This window comes from Dysgonomonadaceae bacterium zrk40, assembly GCA_016916535.1.
Classification (GTDB): domain Bacteria; phylum Bacteroidota; class Bacteroidia; order Bacteroidales; family Dysgonomonadaceae; genus Proteiniphilum.
The window spans coordinates 24,779-38,586 of record CP070277.1 but is presented as its reverse complement, the minus strand read 5'-3'; the positions used below and the strand labels follow the sequence as shown (position 1 = coordinate 38,586).

Annotated in this window: 13 protein-coding genes; 9 read left to right on the top strand and 4 right to left on the bottom strand. The window is 56.4% G+C overall.

What is annotated here, in order from left to right:
• Both JS578_12925 and JS578_12920 read left to right on the top strand, forming a co-directional pair.
• On the top strand, window positions 1–2,220 hold the full coding sequence (locus JS578_12925) for a DotA/TraY family protein (protein QRX65130.1): 2,220 nt from the start codon (window positions 1–3) through the stop codon (window positions 2,218–2,220).
• 13 nt (window positions 2,221–2,233) lie between these two features.
• On the top strand, window positions 2,234–2,443 hold the full coding sequence (locus tag JS578_12920) for a ribbon-helix-helix protein, CopG family (protein QRX65129.1): 210 nt from the start codon (window positions 2,234–2,236) through the stop codon (window positions 2,441–2,443).
• A 379-nt stretch (window positions 2,444–2,822) separates the two neighbouring features.
• Here the strand turns inward: JS578_12920 and JS578_12915 are convergent, their stop codons facing one another.
• A complete protein-coding gene (locus JS578_12915; protein ID QRX65128.1) occupies window positions 2,823–3,542 on the bottom strand; it encodes a L,D-transpeptidase in 720 nt (239 codons plus the stop codon).
• 779 nt (window positions 3,543–4,321) lie between these two features.
• Between JS578_12915 and JS578_12910 the strand changes: the two genes are divergently transcribed.
• The 7 genes from JS578_12910 (at window position 4,322) to JS578_12880 (ending at window position 11,244) form a co-directional block, all read left to right on the top strand.
• Complete coding sequence (locus JS578_12910) at window positions 4,322–4,609, top strand: hypothetical protein (protein QRX65127.1); 288 nt, start codon at window positions 4,322–4,324, stop codon at window positions 4,607–4,609.
• Window positions 4,610–4,729: 120 nt separating this feature from the next.
• Complete coding sequence (locus JS578_12905; protein QRX65126.1) at window positions 4,730–5,254, top strand: hypothetical protein; 525 nt, start codon at window positions 4,730–4,732, stop codon at window positions 5,252–5,254.
• Window positions 5,255–5,409: 155 nt separating this feature from the next.
• The gene (locus tag JS578_12900) at window positions 5,410–6,933 is read left to right on the top strand and encodes a Do family serine endopeptidase (GenBank protein QRX65125.1); all 1,524 of its coding nucleotides are present in this window, start codon (window positions 5,410–5,412) and stop codon (window positions 6,931–6,933) included.
• A 717-nt stretch (window positions 6,934–7,650) separates the two neighbouring features.
• Entirely contained in the window at window positions 7,651–8,172 is a 522-nt protein-coding gene (locus JS578_12895; protein QRX65124.1) for a hypothetical protein, read from the top strand.
• Between the two features lie 176 nt (window positions 8,173–8,348).
• Window positions 8,349–8,630: a zf-TFIIB domain-containing protein gene (locus tag JS578_12890; protein QRX65168.1), complete on the top strand. Its 282-nt coding sequence runs from the start codon at window positions 8,349–8,351 to the stop codon at window positions 8,628–8,630.
• A 105-nt stretch (window positions 8,631–8,735) separates the two neighbouring features.
• Complete coding sequence (locus tag JS578_12885; GenBank protein QRX65123.1) at window positions 8,736–9,701, top strand: calcium/sodium antiporter; 966 nt, start codon at window positions 8,736–8,738, stop codon at window positions 9,699–9,701.
• A gap of 106 nt (window positions 9,702–9,807) precedes the next feature.
• Complete coding sequence (locus tag JS578_12880; GenBank protein ID QRX65122.1) at window positions 9,808–11,244, top strand: alkaline phosphatase family protein; 1,437 nt, start codon at window positions 9,808–9,810, stop codon at window positions 11,242–11,244.
• A gap of 130 nt (window positions 11,245–11,374) precedes the next feature.
• On the opposite strand, the gene JS578_12875 is transcribed toward JS578_12880, so the two are convergent.
• From JS578_12875 to JS578_12865, 3 genes are read right to left on the bottom strand one after another with little or no spacing between them, the layout of a single operon-like run.
• Window positions 11,375–11,680 carry a hypothetical protein gene (locus JS578_12875; protein QRX65121.1) on the bottom strand — a complete coding sequence of 102 codons (306 nt, stop codon included), beginning with the start codon at window positions 11,678–11,680 and terminating at the stop codon, window positions 11,375–11,377.
• A gap of 26 nt (window positions 11,681–11,706) precedes the next feature.
• Window positions 11,707–12,915: a Flp pilus assembly complex ATPase component TadA gene (gene tadA, locus JS578_12870; protein QRX65167.1), complete on the bottom strand. Its 1,209-nt coding sequence runs from the start codon at window positions 12,913–12,915 to the stop codon at window positions 11,707–11,709.
• On the bottom strand, window positions 12,915–13,793 hold the full coding sequence (locus tag JS578_12865; protein ID QRX65120.1) for a type IV secretory system conjugative DNA transfer family protein: 879 nt from the start codon (window positions 13,791–13,793) through the stop codon (window positions 12,915–12,917). The genes tadA and JS578_12865 overlap by 1 nt, the downstream gene beginning before the upstream one ends.
• Window positions 13,794–13,808: the final 15 nt, after the last annotated feature.

Sequence of the window (13,808 nt, the reverse complement as noted above, 5' to 3'; positions counted from 1 at the left end):
TTGCGGCGATTTTTCAAAGGTCTGCCCCTGGCCTTCATCTTTACCAGCTCCGGCGCGTTCGCACAGGAAATCGATGTCGTGGACATTCTGTCCGGCGGCGGCGACGAACGGACGAACACCTATCTGAACATGATTTTTGGTCCGCTTTTTCCCGGCCCGAACGACAAAACCCTGATCTCGGTGCTGATCTCGGACTTCAATATTCTGTTCTTCGCCCTCGGCGCGATCCTGCTGACCTACAACATTATTATCGGGACGATGGAATCGGCGCACCACGGCGAAGTCCTCGGCCGACGTCATTCATCCCTGTGGGCGCCGATCCGCACACTGGTCGCAGCAGCGCTGCTCATTCCCATACCTGCGACGGGGTACAATGGCGTGCAGCACGCAGCGGCCTATCTGGTGCAGTTTGGTACGGGCACGGCATCGTATTTCTGGCAGAAAAGTGTGGATCTCGTCTTCAACGACCACATGCCGATCGTTGGCACGGATATGTCCCAAAAGGACGGTCAGTTCATTCAGGCTGTTTGGCGCATGGAGATGTGCCGGGCTGTCTACAACGCTGAAGCTGCAAAGGGTGGTGGCGACATTGCCGGCATTACCAAAAACTGGCGTACAACGGCCAGCGGCAGCTTGGCGCTCTCCTATGACATGCCCAACTATCGGGGTGCGTGCGGCACGATCACGCTTCCCTCCGAAACCAAAGGTTTCCAGAGGATTGCTGCGTCATCGAACAAAACATATGCCGATTATGCAAAGGCCATGCGTGACGCGGTTACTCAGGTCACCAACAACTATGCGCCGACGGCGGATTCAGTCGCCCTGGCGGTTTCGCAAAGGCAGCCTTTACCCGATTATAGGGGCCTTGCAGATGACCTTGCGGAATGGCGCGAACTTCATGCCAACATCCTCAAGGACTATATCGCAACCGTTAAGTTGCAAAAGGACGTGCAATCCGCGGCATCCGAAACAGAAACGATCAACATCAACGGCATAGGCGACAAGGAGCAGAACATCGACCTCTCTGCCAGTCTGAAGGATGGCGGATGGCTGCAAGCCGGCTACTACTATCAGCTGATCAGCCGCTTTACCGCCGACGCATCGGCCGTCGCGGGAGGAATTCCGCAGACAACACCCGGCGGCGCGATCGGAGCGACGGCTAATCCGAAAGGTCGGGTCGGAGAGTCTATTGCCTCGCAGTATGACGACGCCAATTGGTATCTGTTCGGTTCAGCCCAGGGAGACGCCACAAAATTTCTTGAGAGTTTCGCCGGCACCTACAATGGTGTCGTCGAATGGTGGAACGAGAGCGTCGCCCGAAGCGATGTACGGGCCTTTACCAACGAGCGTGCAGCGTTTGCAGATTCAACGGCCGATATGACATCCTATATGGTGTCTGCCGGCAATCTGTACGAAGCCTTCGACTTTCTAAACCCGGCTGCCAATGACGGCGACCCTATGGTGGGCCTGATCGCCGTCGGTAATCAGCTGGCGTTCTATAGCGGCGTCATCATGATTTCGCTCGCGGTGCTGGCAGCGGTGCCTTTTCTTGGACAGTCCGTGATCGCGTTCGCCGGCTTTCTCGGCTGGGTCTTGAGCGGGATCTCAGTCGCCGGCTACTTCATGGCGTTTGTGCTACCGATGATCCCCACCGTGATTTGGGTCATCGGCGTGACGGCCTTCTTCCTGTTGGTTGTCGAGATGATTTTTGCCGCACCACTGTGGGCGATCGCTCACTTGTCGATGGAAGGCGAAGGTTTGGGCGGTCGGCAGGCCAGACGCGGATACGTCATGTTGCTGGCGCTGACGGCAACACCAGTGCTCATGCTCTTCGGGCTTCTCGTGGGCATGATCATCTTCCGGATTGGTGGAACGCTTCTCAACGGGGGCTTCTATTATGCCATCACTGCAGCGCAGGCTCTGTCTGGTGACAGCTACACCCAAATCACCTGGTTCATCGGCATTTTGGCCATCATGGTGTTCATGCTCTTCGCATATGTCGTCATGCTGGAACGTTCTTTTGCCTTGATCGCCGAATTCCCTGGCAAGGTGTTCCGATTGATCGAACCGGATGCTGTCAGCGATCTCGACACGCATGCAGCCATGCGGGCCAATGTTGCCGCTGGTGGAACAGCTGGCTCGATGGGTAGCCTGACAACTTCGGGAGGCCATTCTCTAAATAGACGCATCGCTGGCAACGCAGCGAAAAATAACGATTAAGGAAGGAGCCGAAATGCCTGACACCAACTCTCCCGTTTCTGTTCGGTTGGATGTCGATACGCGCGGCAAACTAAACGCACTGGCCAATCGTCTGAACAGCACACCACATGCGCTGATACGCCAAGCGGTTGCAGGGTTTATCGAAGACAATCACGGCGGTTTCAGCTTCGATACCAAACTAGAGCAGCGGATAACCGATGATACGCATATCCAGAAACCTTGATGAAGCTGCAGCATCCCATCGACTTGAGGATTTCGCCGAAGCCTCAACACAAATTCTCGAAAGTTCCGGCTTCTGCCCGGCTTCCAGTGGCACGACATGATCCCAGAACAACGCCTCGATCGGGTCCAAAACGCACGGCGCTTACGCTCCAAGGAGACAGCATGCGGCGGCAGAAAACATCATCCAATTTGACCGGCGCTGAAGAAGGCGAACTCAATCGCCGACGAGTCCTGCCCGACAAGCGATAATCGACCAGGCTAGACTGTTCCGGAATTAACGAAAAGACTCTCCCGTTCCTTCGAAATACGCATACCGCCGACGTCATCTCCTGATTGTGTGCGCTTGACTGCGGCGCCAAGAGGGTTCCGCTTCCTTGCCCTTAGGCTCCGCTATCGAGCCCTCTCCAGCGGGTCTGGGTTGTAGTGTTCCGCGCGACGGATTTTTCCTCTCCGGTAGGCAGCACGACGACCTTTGATCCGTCAGGCACACGGCGATAAAGATCCATGACGTCTTGGTTCATCATTCGAATGCAGCCCGAAGACATGGCCTTGCCGATTGACCATGGTTCGTTGGTGCCGTGGATTCGGTACAGCGTATCCTTGCCATCCTCGAACAGATAGAGCGCCCGGGCACCGAGCGGATTCATCGGCCCTCCATCCATTCCATCTGCCCATTTCTGATAGGTTTCGGGATCTCGTCTGATCATGTCCTGCGTGGGTGTCCATGTCGGCCATTCGCGTTTGTAAGCAACGGTGGCCGTACCGGACCAATCCATGCCTGCACGACCAACGCCCACTCCGTAGCGCATGGCCTTGCCGTCATCCATAACGAGATAGAGGAACCGTTTTTCCGGATCGACGACCAGCGTTCCCGGCTGCTCGCCGGTCGGATCATCAACGATCCTGCGCCGGAATTCAGGGTCGAATTGTCTCATATTGACAGCCGGCACAATGAACGGTTCATCGGTGACGGCGTCATAGCGGGCATCGTACACCACTGGCTTCGGCTTTTCGGGTCGAGGCACATCCCTAGTCGATGCGCAGGCTGACAGTCCTGCGGCCACGACCACCAGAAAGAGCCGAAATGCGAGAAATTTCATACGTTGTTATCTCCCTTGGCGCGACGGTATCGGTCTTCCGGCACAGTCTTTTGGAATCCGTCACCGTCGAGCTTGGTCGTCAAAATCGAACCATTTGGATAGTTGCTGCAGGAGGAAAAATCCTGTGCTTCATTTCGATCTCGTTCGGCGATCTTCCGGCGCCACCCGAGAGAGTCTCAGTGGATGGTCTCAGCGAGGAAATCCGCTATCTCAAACGGAGCATTTGCCATCGCGCCCTCGGTAACATCATTGGGCAGCGATAAGCAACCTACCACAAACAGAACGGCGCTTGGGACCATGAAGGGCATCAATAGTTGGCGGTTCACTTCAATTGCAAAATCGATCCCTCCAATGCGACCTCCCTATTATTATTGTCGGCAATTGTTCTTCGACACCGTATTGGCTAAGCAGCAGCGGCACTCGCCCAGCGCACCTGCGTCCGTCTGAACCCAATGCAAGGCGAAGCTCAATCCGGAGTGGTTGCCCAGAATAAGGCAAACGGTCTCTAGAACCGGCAGGCCTCACACTGCGACTGAAGCTCGACAGGTATCCATTGACTAGGTTGAGCAGAGACAAGTCGGCTACCCCAACGTGATACGGTGCTTCATTGCTACCAAATATCTTCCCATCCGAGGGTCTGAATCACCGAGTTTTGACTCTCAGCCACCGCATGTTAGGCTTCCCGAGGAAGGAGATCATGAAACATGACTATACCATCCTGGATAAAGCCCGCAGCTTGGGGCGCGGTATGTGGTGCCGCTGCCATAACGATTTTCACGATGAGTGCCGGTTGGCTGGTGACCAGCGGCGCTGCGGAAGAACAAGCCGCGAATGAGGCTGACCGTGCGGTCATTGCCGCTCTAACGCCGATTTGCGTTGCGCGGTTCAATAAGGTCGCTGAGACGCAGCAAGAGAAATATATAGCCGCCCTTGAGCAAGAGAGCGCCTGGAGCCAAGGTGATTGGATAGAAGAAAAGGGCTGGGCAACGCTTCCCGGTAGCGAAGAACCCAACGACGAAGTCGCTGAAGCATGCGCCGAGCAATTACTTGCCGCAGCAGAAAGTTAAAAAGCTAACCAGTGGGATGTGGGACAATATTATCAAACTCCGACATTCTCAACTAGTTCTTATTTAGATGGTGGCTTTGGTCGGTGATCAAAAGCCGCCATTTTTTGAGAAACAACTATAATGAAGTTGAATTTCCTATCGCTCTTCGCTTCCCTCTATATTGCTGCATCAGTACTGCCTAATGGCGCTCAAGCGCTTGAGGAAAAAGGCCAGGAAACGGGGTTCCCGCTTCCTCGCTTTGTTTCTCTCAAGTCAGAGAAAGCAAACATGCGGGTCGGGCCCGGCCTGCAATATCGGATTAAGTTGGTCTACACTGAGCCCGGCTTTCCATTGGAGGTGCTGGCTGAATACGGGAACTGGAGACAGGTCAGAGATTATTCTGCCGACGTCGGCTGGATGCATGAGGTACTGTTATCCGGAAAGCGGACAGCAGTGGTTGCGCCGTGGAAGAAGGGGTATACGGCTCTGCGCGAGCGTCCGTCCTTTGACGGAGACGTAAGGGCGAAGCTGGAGAGCAAAGTTTTGGTCAACGTCAATTCATGTAACACGGCCTGGTGCAACGTTTCGGCAGGCGATCCTTCCGTGGAAGGTTATGTCAATCAGCTTGCTTTGTGGGGCGTATACCCTGGCGAGGCTATCAATTGAATCAAGCTGCACGAAATTTGCATTGGCTCAAGTCATCGGCAACCTTCTGATCGCCTTAACAATCTTTCATCAACTTTCAATCTCCTCGTAATGCGGCAGCTTTTATCCTGTGGCAAAAGAGCCACCGGCCATAAGCGGATAGGAGAACTTGATTGATGAACGAAGCCAATAACTCGACACGACTCAAAACCATTCTCAAAGGCTCAGCGGCAGCAGGACTTGTAGCTGCGGTCGTCTATGGAGGTATCACTGGCTCCGCGATCAACGCTTTTGCTGATCCGGTTCAAATTGAAGCCCCGGCAGAGAACCCTGGCTTCGCCGATGTCGTCAGCGCGGTGTCGCCAGCAGTGGTGTCGGTTCGGGTCAGAGGCGAAGTCAAACAGGTTTCAGACAATCTACCTGGCTACGGTTTTGGGAATGGTCTCGACAGACTGCCCGAGAATCATCCTCTACGGCGTTTCTTCGACCAATTTGGTGGACCAGGCTTTGCCACCCCCTATCAAGGGAAAGGCGAAGCTCCGCGAGAAGTTCACCCAATCTCACAAGGCTCGGGCTTCTTCATCTCTGACGACGGTTATGTCGTCACAAACAACCATGTCGTAGATAACGGATCTGAGTTTAGTATTCTTCTTGATGACGGGACCGAACTCGATGCGAAGCTTGTCGGCAAAGACAGCCGAACGGATTTGGCGGTACTCAAGGTCGACGACAAGCGGAATTTTACGTATGTCGATTTTGCCGAAGACGAGGACGTGCGCGTGGGCGACTGGGTGGTCGCGGTTGGCAATCCCTTTGGACTTGGCGGTTCCGTGACCGCCGGTATCGTATCAGCACTTGGTCGCGATATCGGAACCGGCCCTTATGACGATTACATCCAGATCGACGCCGCAGTGAATCGTGGTAACTCCGGCGGTCCGGCATTCAATTTGAATGGAGAAGTCGTGGGCATCAACACTGCGATCTTCTCACCCTCTGGTGGCAATGTCGGAATCGCTTTCGCAATTCCAGCGTACGTGGCGCAGGACGTTGTGCAGGACCTCATCGATGACGGCAAGGTCGAGCGCGGCTGGCTTGGCGTGCAGATCCAGCCGGTGGACGCCGAGATTGCAGAATCGCTTGGCCTTCAGGCGGACCGAGGCGCGCTTGTTGTCGAACCCATGCAAGGCTCTCCAGCGGCCAGAGCTGGTATCGAGACAGGAGATGTCATTGTAGCCTTGAATGATGAGCCGATCGAGGACGCCAGCGATCTCTCAGTCAAGATCGCGTCCGCCGGCCCTTCAAGCAAGGTCCAGCTCTCGGTATGGAGAGACGGAGAAACGAAATCGATCGATCTAACGCTTGGGAATCTGGCGAAAGCTGATGTCAATACAGCCGAAAGCCAGGACACGATAGCGCCGAGCACATTTCAGGCGCTGCCAAGTGTTGGACTGACGGTTGCCCCTGCCCAGGAAGGCAATGGCCTGGTGATCGCCAAAGTCGATCCAGAATCCGATGCTGCGTTGCAGGGCATCTTCGAAGGCGAACGCATCGCCTCAATCAATAACCGGAAGGTAAGCGACATTGATGATGCCAAGGCCATCTTGAACGACGTTCAAAAGTCTAACAGAGAGCACGCCCTCTTCCAGATTGAAGGGGAGCGAGGCAGCCGTTTTGTGGCCTTGCCGGTTCAGCAGAGCTAATCATCTCCAAGCGCGATCTCTGCTGTACCTTTTGCCGTTGAGGGCAGTCATGCATGAGGTGTCCACCAAAGATAGGTGGACACCATGTCACGGAAGAAGGTCAGAAGCTGAATGTGAGGTGAGAGGAAAGCGCCTAGAGGACCATGTTTGACATGAAGTTCCACGGCGGCACGAGAGCCTCGATATCGCGCGCAGCAATCGCTTGCTCATTCGAATCAGTGTCTGCTAGGCGACTAGATCGGATTCTGCAGATGGCCGTGTAAATCCTCGATCGAGCCGTTCTCCTGTAATGCGGTGGCGGGTTTGCGCGTCAGCGTCATATAATAATGGGCACAGACTTCCTCGTAACAATAGGAGAGATCGGCCTTTTGCTTTCGCATAGAGGTTTCAGAGGGCGGACGACAGCCTGTTGCTGCGGTGACGGAACGACAAAAGCTCGTCTTCAGTTCAGGGCAACGCTGTTTTTTTGAATGGCGACGTAACCGACGGCGGGTGTTGCCTCGTGGAACGGAACAGCCTCGGAATGAAAGAGGCGCGTCATCGAGATGAAGGCCACTCAATGCAGCGGTGCGAGTGGAGGGTTCGGGGAGGCTCCGAGCGGCCGCCGCGTGCCAAAGCGGAGACCGTTCATCCCTTGGAACAATCACCGCATTCGTCAGTTCGAAGCTCAGGAGCCGCTCGCCGGCCACTCGCAGGTCGGCGACAAACGCAGTCTCGATGAAGTGCGAGGAAAAGATGATAGTGAACGAGAGCACCCACCACCGCCTCAAAGATCCGGCGTACTGGTACTGCGTCAGTCTTAAGATCTTGATGACTTTGCTCGGGATCGTGTTGGGCATCGGCGGCCTCTGGCTCATCGCGCTGGGTGAGACCTGGTTCGATCTGCTTGGCGGGCTTGGTCTTGTGATCTCCGGCACGGGGATGGCCAATACGTCCAGCGCCGGCATGTGGGCCTATCTTCTTTCTTATCTGTTTACCCTCGGCTGGACGTTTTGGGGGGTCGAAACGGACTGGTCCTCGCTGGCGCCAAGGTTGGTTGCAACGATCGCGCTACAGGCTTCGGTCTTTATTTGTATTTCGTTGTCAAGATCACCCCGTGATGCACATGGTCATGGTCGAGCCGCCGCCATGGCGGCTTTCTTGGTCGTGGCGGCTGGCGGCTTTCTGCTCACGGCGTCTGAATCTCTCAGGGTGGTGGTCGGAGAGATATCTCGTTACATTGATATCCTGCCTACGTGAGGAGCGTCCAACTGGAAATCCTGACACCTGATCGATCGGACCGTTTCACTTCACGATTTTGTGCCAAGCTATGGAATAGGAGGTGCCAAGACCGGATCCCTCTGGCAAGGGTTGTAATCCCGCCTCCAATGCCCAATTGGATGCTTGAACCTGAACTCGAGAGCAGGAGAAAACGCATGCAGTGTCCGCTGGACGGTCAAACCCTCGTCATTGCCGAACGTAGCGGTATAGAGATTGATTACTGCCCCAAATGCCGCGGAGTTTGGCTGGACCGTGGCGAACTGGACAAGATTATCGAACGATCGGGCCAAGCTGCGATGAAACCCCAGCGGGGGCGCGACAGTCGCGAGGCGCCTTCATTTGGGCGCGACCACGATGACGACCGAGCCAGTGACGGATCGAGGTCTTACAAAAAAAAGAAAAAGGAATCGTTCCTCAGTGATTTGTTCGATTTTTGACGTTGTGAAGACAATCGCTTGGGTTTGTCTGGCCGTTTCGCACGTGCCTGTTGACGTCTAAGATGTTTACAGAACCAGAATAAGTTTTGAAAGACGAGGACTCGAATGCTCCCTGATCTTGTGCTCGTTGTGGCAGGTCTCTTTCTTCTTTTCATCGGTGGTGAGGGCTTGGTGCGAGGCTCGGTAGCCATCGCCGAACGACTGGGTATATCCAAACTTTTGATTGGACTGGTCATTGTCGGGTTCGGGACATCCACGCCTGAACTGCTTGTATCGGTAAACGCTGCCCTTGATGGCGCGCCGGAAATAGCGCTCGGAAATGTGGTGGGTTCGAACATCGCCAACGTGCTGCTGATCGTAGGCATAGCGGCCGTGATCGCTCCCATAGCGAACTGGGAGCGAACAGCCGTTCGCGAGGCGGTGATTGCGTCCCTCGTAACGCTTGCCGCATTTGCGCTGGTCCAGGGCGCGGTCATCACCCGTCTGGAAGGCGGCGCAATGCTGGTTGTACTCGCTGGCTACCTTGGCGCAAGCTACTGGTTGGAACGGCGGGATCGCAAGGCAAAGGCCTTCCAGCATCAGACCGACGAATTGAAAGATATCCCCCTGACACGACCTTGGCTGGCACCGGTCTTGGCAATCGGTGGAATAGCTGCGCTGGTATTCGGAGCTGACTTGTTGGTCGAAGGAGCTGTCAACATTGCTCGTGATTTCGGTGTGCCGGATGCGGTCATCGGGCTGTCACTCGTCGCCATCGGAACCTCCCTGCCGGAACTCGCCACGGCCGTCGTCGCCGCTGTCCGACGTCATTCCGATGTGGTTCTGGGCAATGTGATAGGTTCGAACATTTTCAACATCCTCGCAATCCTTGGCGTAACAGTACTGATACATCCAATCGAGGTTGCAGCGCGGTTTCGCCAGATCGACGCGCCGGTGATGCTTGGAGCCGCGTTGTTGCTGCTGACGCTGCTGTTTGCGGCCAAATCCATCGGGCGGATATGGGGTGTGCTCATGCTGGCTCTCTATGCGGCCTACATGATATTCCTGTTCTCCAACGGCCTATCGGCTTAAGCATGAAGATTGGAATTGTTTTTGGGACTGAAATGATCGGACTTGAGACGGTAAAGGTTCCGATTGCCCGTGTTATGTCCGAGGCAACCCGCAGAAGCTCTTGAGCATGTCTATTCTTGTCACATCACCCATCGGGCCTATCCTTTTCCTTGATGGTGTGCGGGAGGGGCGATTAAGCCTTTCGGCCCTTTTCATTGCCGCACGGGGTTATGTGCCGCCACCGATCATTCTCGGAGATGCCGAGGTCCATGCAATGGCTTTGGCGGAGTATGATCATGCGATCGCTTGGAGGGCGCGGTTCTCACTACCGGCCGATCGGACCTCCGCCTACGCCTGGGATGGCGTGAGCTATGAGGTCGCCGGCGATCTCACGGGTGATATTCGTCTGGCTTATGTCTCGTGCAATGGCGAAGAAATAGCCGACATGGAACGTGAGGGCTCAGAGCGCAACGCCATGTGGGCGCGCCTGCGCGAAAGCTATCAGGCCAAGCCCTTCGCGCTCATGCTTCACGGCGGTGATCAGGTCTATGCCGACGAGATCACGCTCGGTCACAGGTTGAGCCATGATTGGCCCGACCGCAAACCGGACGATCCGTCACCTCCGGAGTTGGCCGATTTGCGACACCATCTCCGCGAGGGTTTCTTCGCTCGATATGCCGCGATTTATTCAACACCTGAGCTTGCGTGGCTGGCCGCTCGAGCACCCTCGCTCATGCAGTGGGACGATCACGACATCTGCGACGGGTGGGGATCGTTGCATCACTCCCTGACAGAATCTCAGGTGGGCCAGACGGTTTTTTCAGTCGCGCGGGAGAGCTTTCTGATCTTCCAGCAAGCGGCCAGGGAGGGTGACCTGCCGTTCCGGTTCGCGGACCGCTCGGGGCGACATCTCGGTTGGGGCATTTCCGCGCCCGGACTGCGCATTCTCGCTCCGGATCTGCGTTCGGAGCGGACGCGAGACCAGATCATGGGGACTGGTGGTTGGGCAATGATGACGGCAGAAGCTTTGCGCAAGATGGAAGGGCACACGTTGCTGATGTCGAGCGTCCCATTGCTCGGGCCGAGGCTGTCACTGCTTGAGGCTCTGATGGCCGTCATTCCGCGGATGCAGAAATACGAGGACGACTTGCGAGACCAGTGGCAAAGCCGTGCGCATCGCGAGGAATGGCAGCGGATGCTAAAGCTCGTGATCCAGATAGGTCAACGTGACGGCCATCAACTGACCGCGATCTCAGGAGAAATTCACCTTGCCGCCCGTGCCGTTATGGACTTAGGACACGGCCTTCATCTCAATCAGCTTGTCGCGTCAGGCATTGCACATCGTGCGCCGCCCAAGGCTTGGGCTCGCTTCCTTGGCGCTCTCGCATCGCTCGGCGAGCAACCGCTTCCTGAGCATCCTATCCGAATCAATACGGTGCCTGGTCAAAGCGAGCGCTACACAGCCGAACGCAACTATTTGCTCCTTGAGCGATCATCCGGGACCTGGTCAGCGCGCTGGGACCTGGAAACGAGTGGTATGACTAAGTCGCTTGCACTCTACTGACTCTAAATCATGGTGTATTTGGTTTTCATGTCGATGTCGCGCAAGTATCTGCGGGTCGGTCATGCTCTGGCGGAGCGGCAGGCCTTTGGTCGGAAAGACATCCACCCGCAGGCGAAGGCGGATGCTTACCCTAAATGATAAAGTATCGATGCACGACGTAAGCCAGCTTCCAAAGCGACAGGATCGCCGCCGAGGCGAGAGCGATCAAAGCCAGCATTAACCAGTCGTGGGCAACGATGGCATTCTCGACAACATTCAAAAGCTTCAGGAACAACAGGCCGAAGGACAGAAACATGCTCGCGATCACAGCGATAGCCGGCACGCAAAGAAGAAAGACGATCGGCCAGTTGACCACTATGCGAACGATCCGCTCCCCGAAGCTTGCCTCGTAGCTTTTTTTGTCCCTGACGGGTCGAAGGTATTTAGGGACCAGCATTTTTTCTCCTTCATGATCAGCGGCCGTCAGTGGCGCGGCAGCAATCGCCTGACGTCGTCATACGAAACTTTGCCCTCATCAACCTTCTGTTGGGCCGCATCATGCATGGAGCGGGCAAGAACACGGTCGGCCGACTCAAGCATCAGGCGGCTCACGACCTTCGGCCAATCCCCGATAGGCGCGGAAACAAACTGATCGCGCACATAGTCATCAAACAACAGATACTCGCGCAGCGGCACGCGGCCGCGATGGTCGCTTGTGCGGACCAGGTGCTGAACGACGAAGAGCTGGAGCGACGTGATCAGGTCGAACGCGCGTGCATCGCGTTCTTCGGCCGGGAAGTTCACGACCATGCGCCGCAAGCCTTCCGCGACCGATCCGGCATGCGTGGTGGTGTAAACCAAGTGGCCGGTCAGACTGGCTTCCAGGCAACCCTCGAGGGAGGCTTTGTCGCGGGCCTCTCCCAGCGAAATAATATCAGGCGCACAGCGCAGTGCCGCCCACACTCCGTCGCCGAACGACGGCAGGTTGCGCCCTTCGCCGATCTCCGACTGCTCAATGGAAGACGCGCAGTCGCTATGATCTGTCAGCACGTCGGAATAGGTGAACTCGATAGGCGCCTGCAGATCGACGATCGCTTTCGGATCGGCCGTGTTCTCAAGATGAAAGCGCGTGATCCCGGCAAGCGTCGTGGACTTTCCCTGGCCGGTCGCCCCGGCGACCACGACAATGCCATTCTGAGGCGACATGTACGGGCGCACTTCAGTGTCGAGACCGACATCATCGATCGTCGGCGTCTTTGTCGGCAGCGGCCGCATCGTCATGGAAATGCCGTCGCCGGCACCTTTCATCACGCCCTTGGCGTTCACGCGGAAACGCTGACGTCGGTGGCGATCGATCGGCACCTCGAACGAGAAGTCCAGCGGCCGCCCTTGACGCAGAATGCTGAAGGCATCTTCCGACCGCCACATATGGCTCAGGATACTCAGGACCTCGGAGGCGTTCAGGGGCCTTGCCGTCGCAAAATGCTGGGTGCCGTGCATCTTGATCCGGATACGACTGTCGGTCTGTATCCGGATGTCCGACGCCCCTTTGATGGAGGCCCCGACCAGCAACTGTTGAAACGGGTCCATGTCGCCGTCAAAACGCAACGGCTCATGGTTCAGGACGCGAGCATAGGGCTCCTTCGGATCATAGGCGTCTTCCATCAAATTCGAGAGATCAACCGCCGGCATTACTTGGCCACCTGAAAACGTCTCTGGATTGGCTTCCATCGGGCAGGGTTCTTGACGAACCGGGCGGCATCGTCGATCTCGACACGGCGCTCCCCGATATAGAGCTCGTCGACATCACCGGCCGCGCGCGTCTCGCTCGACTTCAGCACGAGGTTGGTAATAAGGCCGGCTTCCACCGCCTTGCGATACTCGACCATGCCGAGATAGTCGCGCCGCAACAGGTTCATGTTTTCCTGCAAAGCAGCGTCGGCCTGCTGCTCGCCCTGTGACCAGCCTTCATCGAGATACTGCGACCAGACTTTGGTTTCATCGTCATCCTGGGGCAATAGGCGATCGTCAGGCTCACGCGGCGTATCGAGCGGGAGCACAAGATAGTCGCGCCAGGTCGGCAGAATGGCGACCAGTCGGCCTGGCTCCTCGATGCGGTAGTATTCGTCGGCGGCAACGCTCTTGCGGCCATTGTCAGTGACGTTGATCGCCGCCGTGGCGCGGGTGATCACCGGCGGCAACACGTAGCCTGTTTCCCGCGGCGCCTTGAATGCGACCCGGTTGAAATTGAAGGTTTCAGAGAGTTTGATCGATTCACGCTCCAGATCATTCATGATCTCCCAGCTGCGCCGCTCAAATCCTGCTTGTGCCCCATAGGCAAGGGCTGCGTCCCGAAGGACCGAATAGCGCTGCTCCTCAACCTCGGTCCCACCAAGCTTTCCGCGTTTGGCCCGGGAAGCAAACTGCTTGTAGGACAAGGGCGCATATCGCGGACTGGTAAGGTCGTCAGGGCCGCCGAGCTGCGGGATGGGCGGCGGTTCCGGGGTTTCGTCCTTCATTGTTGCGCATGAAGACAAAAACGCGGCCATAAGAATGCCTGTCAGCGTCATGGCACGAAGGCGACG

Coding starts and splice junctions, on each gene's coding strand:
- JS578_12920 (QRX65129.1), top strand. CDS start 2,234: ATGCCTGACACCAACTCTCCCGTTTCTGTTCGGTTGGATGTCGATACG.
- JS578_12915 (QRX65128.1), bottom strand. CDS start 3,542: ATGAAATTTCTCGCATTTCGGCTCTTTCTGGTGGTCGTGGCCGCAGGA.
- JS578_12910 (QRX65127.1), top strand. CDS start 4,322: ATGAGTGCCGGTTGGCTGGTGACCAGCGGCGCTGCGGAAGAACAAGCC.
- JS578_12905 (QRX65126.1), top strand. CDS start 4,730: ATGAAGTTGAATTTCCTATCGCTCTTCGCTTCCCTCTATATTGCTGCA.
- JS578_12900 (QRX65125.1), top strand. CDS start 5,410: ATGAACGAAGCCAATAACTCGACACGACTCAAAACCATTCTCAAAGGC.
- JS578_12895 (QRX65124.1), top strand. CDS start 7,651: ATGAAGTGCGAGGAAAAGATGATAGTGAACGAGAGCACCCACCACCGC.
- JS578_12890 (QRX65168.1), top strand. CDS start 8,349: ATGCAGTGTCCGCTGGACGGTCAAACCCTCGTCATTGCCGAACGTAGC.
- JS578_12885 (QRX65123.1), top strand. CDS start 8,736: ATGCTCCCTGATCTTGTGCTCGTTGTGGCAGGTCTCTTTCTTCTTTTC.
- JS578_12880 (QRX65122.1), top strand. CDS start 9,808: ATGTCTATTCTTGTCACATCACCCATCGGGCCTATCCTTTTCCTTGAT.
- JS578_12875 (QRX65121.1), bottom strand. CDS start 11,680: ATGCTGGTCCCTAAATACCTTCGACCCGTCAGGGACAAAAAAAGCTAC.
- tadA (QRX65167.1), bottom strand. CDS start 12,915: ATGCCGGCGGTTGATCTCTCGAATTTGATGGAAGACGCCTATGATCCG.
- JS578_12865 (QRX65120.1), bottom strand. CDS start 13,793: ATGACGCTGACAGGCATTCTTATGGCCGCGTTTTTGTCTTCATGCGCA.